Annotated in this window: 4 protein-coding genes and 1 tRNA gene; 3 read left to right on the forward strand and 2 right to left on the reverse strand. The window is 58.7% G+C overall.

All coding sequences use genetic code 11. The features are described 5' to 3' along the window. The first annotated feature begins 55 nt into the window (after window positions 1–55). The 3 genes from rpoD to GIW48_RS24195 all read left to right on the forward strand — a co-directional run bounded on the left by rpoD (window position 56) and on the right by GIW48_RS24195 (window position 5,879). On the forward strand, window positions 56–1,906 hold the full coding sequence (gene rpoD / locus GIW48_RS24185) for an RNA polymerase sigma factor RpoD (protein WP_017138049.1): 1,851 nt from the start codon (window positions 56–58) through the stop codon (window positions 1,904–1,906). Window positions 1,907–2,043: 137 nt separating this feature from the next. Further along, a complete protein-coding gene (locus GIW48_RS24190; RefSeq protein WP_236460414.1) occupies window positions 2,044–5,787 on the forward strand; it encodes an EAL domain-containing protein in 3,744 nt (1,247 codons plus the stop codon). Window positions 5,788–5,802: 15 nt separating this feature from the next. Next, window positions 5,803–5,879: transfer RNA gene (locus GIW48_RS24195), tRNA-Ile, on the forward strand. 48 nt (window positions 5,880–5,927) lie between these two features. Here the strand turns inward: GIW48_RS24195 and GIW48_RS24200 are convergent. After that, window positions 5,928–6,329, reverse strand: a complete 402-nt coding sequence (locus tag GIW48_RS24200) for a type II toxin-antitoxin system HicB family antitoxin (protein ID WP_099550415.1) — start codon at window positions 6,327–6,329, stop codon at window positions 5,928–5,930. Window positions 6,330–6,375: 46 nt separating this feature from the next. Then, entirely contained in the window at window positions 6,376–6,567 is a 192-nt protein-coding gene (locus tag GIW48_RS24205; RefSeq protein ID WP_170037068.1) for a type II toxin-antitoxin system HicA family toxin, read from the reverse strand. Window positions 6,568–6,828 lie beyond the last annotated feature (261 nt).

A 6,828-nucleotide genomic window follows, 5' to 3' on the forward strand; every position in this document is an offset into this window, starting at 1 on the left:
GGTATAATCCTCGGCTTGTTTTTTGCCCGCCAAGACCTTCAGTGGATAGGGTGTTATGTCCGGAAAAGCGCAACAACAGTCTCGTATTAAAGAGTTGATCACCCTTGGTCGTGAGCAGAAATATCTGACTTACGCAGAGGTCAACGATCACCTGCCTGAGGATATTTCAGATCCTGAGCAGGTGGAAGACATCATCCGCATGATTAATGACATGGGGATCCCCGTACACGAGAGTGCTCCGGATGCGGACGCCCTTATGTTGGCCGACTCCGATACCGACGAGGCAGCTGCTGAAGAAGCGGCTGCTGCGCTGGCAGCGGTGGAGACCGACATCGGTCGTACGACTGACCCTGTGCGCATGTATATGCGTGAAATGGGTACCGTCGAGCTGCTGACACGTGAAGGCGAAATCGAAATCGCCAAACGTATTGAAGAGGGTATCCGTGAAGTGATGGGCGCAATCGCGCACTTCCCTGGCACGGTTGACCACATTCTCTCCGAGTACACTCGCGTCACCACCGAAGGTGGCCGCCTGTCTGACGTTCTGAGCGGCTACATCGACCCGGACGACGGCATTGCGCCGCCTGCCGCCGAAGTACCGCCGCCCGTCGATGCGAAAGCCGCGAAGGCTGACGACGACACCGAAGACGACGATGCTGAAGCCAGCAGCGACGACGAAGATGAAGTTGAAAGCGGCCCGGACCCGATCATCGCAGCCCAGCGTTTCGGTGCGGTTTCCGATCAAATGGAAATCACCCGCAAGGCCCTGAAAAAGCACGGTCGCTCCAACAAGCTGGCGATTGCCGAGCTGGTGGCCCTGGCTGAGCTGTTCATGCCGATCAAGCTGGTACCGAAGCAATTCGAAGGCTTGGTTGAGCGTGTTCGCAGTGCCCTTGAACGTCTGCGTGCGCAAGAACGCGCAATCATGCAGCTGTGTGTACGTGATGCACGTATGCCGCGGGCTGACTTCCTGCGCCAGTTCCCGGGCAACGAAGTAGACGAAAGCTGGACCGACGCACTGGCCAAAGGCAAGGCGAAATACGCCGAAGCCATTGGTCGCCTGCAGCCGGACATCATCCGTTGCCAGCAGAAGCTGACCGCGCTTGAGACCGAAACCGGTCTGACGATTGCTGAAATCAAAGACATCAACCGTCGCATGTCGATCGGTGAGGCCAAGGCCCGCCGCGCGAAGAAAGAGATGGTTGAAGCGAACTTGCGTCTGGTGATCTCGATCGCCAAGAAGTACACCAACCGTGGTCTGCAATTCCTCGATCTGATCCAGGAAGGCAACATCGGCTTGATGAAGGCGGTGGACAAGTTCGAATACCGTCGCGGCTACAAGTTCTCGACTTATGCCACCTGGTGGATCCGTCAGGCGATCACTCGCTCGATCGCCGACCAGGCTCGCACCATCCGTATTCCGGTGCACATGATCGAGACGATCAACAAGCTCAACCGTATTTCCCGGCAGATGTTGCAGGAAATGGGTCGCGAACCGACCCCGGAAGAGCTGGGCGAACGCATGGAAATGCCTGAGGATAAAATCCGCAAGGTATTGAAGATCGCTAAAGAGCCGATCTCCATGGAAACGCCGATTGGTGATGACGAAGACTCCCACCTGGGTGACTTCATCGAAGACTCGACCATGCAGTCGCCAATCGATGTCGCCACTGTTGAGAGCCTTAAAGAAGCGACTCGCGACGTACTGTCCGGCCTCACTGCCCGTGAAGCCAAGGTACTGCGCATGCGTTTCGGCATCGACATGAATACCGACCACACCCTTGAGGAAGTCGGTAAGCAGTTTGACGTGACCCGCGAGCGGATCCGTCAGATCGAAGCCAAGGCACTGCGCAAGTTGCGCCACCCGACGCGAAGCGAGCATCTGCGCTCCTTCCTCGACGAGTGATACCAGAACCCCCGGCCCAGGCCGGGGGTTTTGTTTTCCATAGATTACTTTCTATGGATTAACTTCCCCCGCAACACCCCCTCCCCCGCAATGCCCGTCTACACTCGAAACATTCCCCGTGCCATAACGAGACCGTTATGCCCAGACTGCCGACCGTGATACTGCTGTCGCTGCTCGCCTGGACCGCAACGGCTGGCGCGTTGACTCTTACTGATGATGAGCGTGGCTGGCTGGCGGACCATCAGGAGCTGCGCCTGGGGGTGGACGCTTCTTGGCCGCCCTTCGAATACCGTGATGAAAATGGCCGTTATCAAGGCCTCGCAGCCGACTATGTACGCCTGATCCAGGACCGCCTGGGCATGCGGATCAAGCTGATCGAGCCGGCAAACTGGACCGCTGTGCTCGAACAGGCGAAAAACAACCAGCTCGACCTGTTGCCCGGCATCATGTCGACGCCCGAACGCCAGAATTACCTGGCCTTTACACGTCCGTACCTGGATTTCCCGATCGTCATCCTCGCCCATGAGGGCGGCGCGAAACCTCGCAACCTTAAAGACCTGTACGGCCTGAAGATCGCCGTGGTGGAAAACTACGCGCCGCACGAATTACTGCGCACCCACCATCCCGACCTAAACCTGGTGGCCATGCCGAACGTCAGCTCGACGCTGCAAGCCCTGGCCACCGATGAAGTGGATGCGGTTGTCGGCGACCTCGCCTCCAGCGTCTGGAGCCTGCGCCAGCTCAAGCTGGATGGTTTATACGTCAGCGGCGAAACGCCCTATCGATACCAGTTGGCGATGGGCGTACCGCGCGACCAGAAAACACTGGTGGGCATCCTGGACAAAGTCCTCGCTGACCTCAGCTCCGACGAAACCGACGCGATCCAGCAACACTGGGTCGGCAGCTTCACCGATCACCGCACCTTCTGGGCCGACTTGCTGATGTACGGCCTGCCGGCGGTGCTGCTGCTGAGCACCGTGTTGGCCATCGTGATTCGCATCAACCGCCGGCTCAGCTCGGAAATTGCCCGGCGAGTCGCCCTTGAGCAAGAGTTGCGCAGCAGCGAATACCACTATCGCGGCCTGGTCGAGAGCCTGTCCGCGATTGCCTGGGAAGCCAGCATCACCGACTTCACCTACAGCTACGTTTCGCCCCACGCCGAAGACCTGCTGGGCTATCCCCGCGCCCATTGGCTGATTCCAGGCTTCTGGCGCAACATCATCCACCCTGCCGACCTGACCCGAGCGGAGGCATTCTGCTTCCAGGAAACCCGCGCCAACCGCGATCACAGCCTCGATTATCGAGTGATTACCGCCGACGGCCGTTGCTTGTGGGTGCGCGATATCGTCAGCCTGATCGAGCACGGCCATGAGCCGGTGTTGCGCGGTTTGATGATCGATATCAGCGAAGCCAAGCGCACAGAGGAGGCTTTGCAGCTTTCCGAAGAGAAGTTTGCCTCGGTGTTTCAGCAATGCCCGGACATCCTGGTCATCGCCCGCCTCTCTGATGGCTGCCTGCTGGAGGTGAACAAGGCATTCGAGGACCAGATTGGGCTAAGCGCCGAACAAGTCGTGGGCAAAACCGCCACCGAGCTGAACATCTGGGGCATTCAAGGCGTCGGCCCCGACCTGCTGCAACGTGTGCAGACCACCAGCATCCGCAACCTGGAAATGCCATTTCTGCGCAGCAATGGCCAGGCGTTTACCGGGCTGATCTCCGCCGAACCGTTCCAACTCGACACCACAGAAGCCTTGGTGGTGGTGGTGCGTGACATCACCCAACTCAAGGAAACCCAGCAACTGCTGCAAACCTCCGAAGAGAAATTCGCCAAGGCCTTCCACGCCTCACCCGACGGTTTGCTGCTCAGCCGCCAACGCGATGGGCTTTTGATTGAAGTGAACGAAGGCTTCACCCGCCTGACGGGCTTTAGCAGTGCGAACTCGCTCGACCAGTCGACCCTGGACCTGGGCATCTGGGTCGACCTCAACGAACGCAAGCACATGCTGGAACTGATGCAACGCGACGGTTTTGTGCGTGACTTCGTCTGCCATATCCGCCGCGCCGACGGCTTGATTCGCCTGTGCGAAGTGTCCAGCCGGCCGCTGCCCATCGGCGAGGATGACTGCATGCTGACCATCGCCCGTGACATCACCGAACGCCAAGTGATGCAGGAAAAACTGCAACAGGCCGCCACGGTGTTCGAGAGCACGGCCGAAGGGGTATTGATCACCGACACCCGGCAGAACATCAGCGCCGTCAACCGTGCTTTCAGCGAAATCACCGGCTACAGCGAAGCCGAAGCCCTTGGTAGCACGCCGCGCCTGCTCGCTTCCGGCCTGCATGACAGCGCGTTCTATGCGGCGATGTGGCATCAATTGACCGCTCACGGCCACTGGCAGGGCGAGATTTCCAACCGCCGCAAAAACGGCGAGCTATACCCCAGCTGGCTGACCATCAGCGCCGTGCGTAACCGCGACCAGTTGATCACACACTTTGTTGCCGTGTTTGCCGACATCTCCAGTCTCAAGCACGCCCAGGCTCGCCTCGATTATCAGGCACACCACGACCCACTGACCGGCCTGCCCAACCGCACCCTGTTTGAAAGCCGACTGCAAGCCGCCCTCACCAGCCAGGAAGAAACCGGTCACCAAGGCGCCGTGCTGTTCCTCGACCTGGACCGGTTCAAGCATATCAACGACAGCCTCGGCCACCCCGTCGGCGACCTGCTGCTCAAGGACATCGCCGTGCGCCTCAAGGAGCAACTGCGCGACATCGACACCGTGGCACGCCTGGGCGGCGACGAATTCATCATCCTGCTGCCCGGCCTGCAACAAGCCAGCGATGCCGAACACCTGGCCAATAAACTGCTCGCCTGCTTCACCCCGCCGTTCCAGGCCGGCGAGCATGAGTTCTTTATCAGCGCCAGCATCGGCACCAGCCTCTATCCACAGGACGGTACCGACGTCGCTACCCTGGTCAAAAACGCCGATGCCGCGATGTACCGCTCCAAGGCCAAAGGCCGCAACCGTGTCGAGAGCTACACTCGCGACCTCACCGCCCAGGCCAACGAACGCGTGGCCCTCGAGCACGAACTGCGCCGTGCCATCGAGCGTGAAGAGCTGTTTCTGTACTACCAACCGAAGCTCAGCCTGGTCACCCAGGAACTGATCGGCGCCGAAGCATTGATTCGCTGGCACCACCCGACCTTTGGCGACGTGCCGCCGGAACACTTCATCGCCCTGGCCGAGGAGAACGGCACGATCCTGCAGATTGGCGACTGGGTACTGGAACAGGCCTGCCGTCAGATGCACACCTGGAAACGCGCCTTCAACGATTTCGGCCCGCTGTCAGTCAACCTCGCCGGCGCACAACTGCGTCACCCCAACCTGCTCGCGCGCATCGAACAACTGTTGCACGACTACCACTTGGAGCCCGGTTGCCTGCAACTGGAGATCACCGAAAACTTCATCATGAGCCAGGCCGAAGAAGCCCTCGAAGTGCTGCACCAACTCAAGCACCTGGGCGTGCAACTGGCCATCGATGACTTCGGCACCGGCTATTCTTCACTCAGTTACCTCAAGCGCCTGCCACTGGACTTCCTCAAGATCGACCAGTCTTTCGTGCGCGGCCTGCCCGACGACCCCCACGACGCCGCCATCGTGCGCGCCATCATCGCCCTGGGCCACAGCATGCAATTCACCATCATCGCCGAAGGCGTGGAAAACCCCGCACAACAAGCCTTCCTGGCCGCCGAAGGCTGCGAACAGATGCAAGGCTACATCGTCAGCCTGCCGCTGCCGCCGGAGCTTTTTGCCGAGACTTTTCTTCATATGCGGGTTTCAGACTTTTCGGATGGCACAGCACGGAAACCGTCGCTATAATCCGCGTCCTACTGAGGGCCTATAGCTCAGTTGGTTAGAGCAGAGGACTCATAATCCTTTGGTCGTAGGTTCGAGTCCTACTGGGCCCACCAAACAAGAAAGCCGCGCATTGCGCGGCTTTTTCGTGTCTGGCATTCGACTCAAACGGCCAGTTCACGCAGCGCTGCTGTCGCCAAAAACCCTGACCGCGATGCATAGCGATGATCCTTCTGCACTCGCTCATCAATGCGGTGCAACAACTGCTCCGGCAAAGAAGCGTTGAACCGCACCGACTTACCCAAGTACGGAGTCAGGTCAAAGTCGACAATCGCCCATACGCCACCGGCGTAATCCGGATTGTCCAGATGAACATCCACCTCTTGGGCCTGAGGAAGCTTTTCTTCGTCGGCGACCAACCCTTCGAGATGCAGCGCCAGCGCTTCCCGAACATTATCCAACGCCTCGGAAAACGAAGCGCCTGCCGAGAAGCAGCCTGGTACGTCCGGAACGGTCACGCTGTAGTCCGAGTCGGCGTCTTTGTGTACTACCACTGGGAATTTCATTGGTCATCCTCTGAACGAACTCCACCGAGCCCATCCAATTCCTCAGTCAAGCTCTACAGTTGAGGCCTGCTGATTTGAAAATACTGTGCAAGGTGCCCTTGGCAATCTCTGACTTGGGATGAGGCACGGTTACACGTCCTCGCTTCTCAGGGTGTTTGAACTGGTGATGGCTGCCCTTTACCGCCACCTCAAACCATCCATCCTCAACCAAAAGCTCGATCACCTCTCTGCTTCTCATCGCCCACCCTTCAGTGTGTATATTACACACCACCGAGCAGCGGCGCGTTTTTTTGTACACACAAGACACACCTATGAAAAAGTCTTCTCAGCCTTCAAGCAGACCTGTGTGATGAGATGATGGCGACGTATTAGCCCTTTTAACCAGCGAACTTCTGTCAGTTTTTGTGCCCACTCCCAATCACACTCATCGCAGCACCGTTCACCTCCTTGCCAACACAAGCCTGTAATATATCCGCGCACTGCCCCTACACACCGGAGC

Origin of the sequence: Pseudomonas sp. PA-6-3C (assembly GCF_021605825.1) — a bacterium.
In the GTDB taxonomy this organism is placed as follows: Bacteria; Pseudomonadota; Gammaproteobacteria; order Pseudomonadales; family Pseudomonadaceae; genus Aquipseudomonas; species Aquipseudomonas edaphica.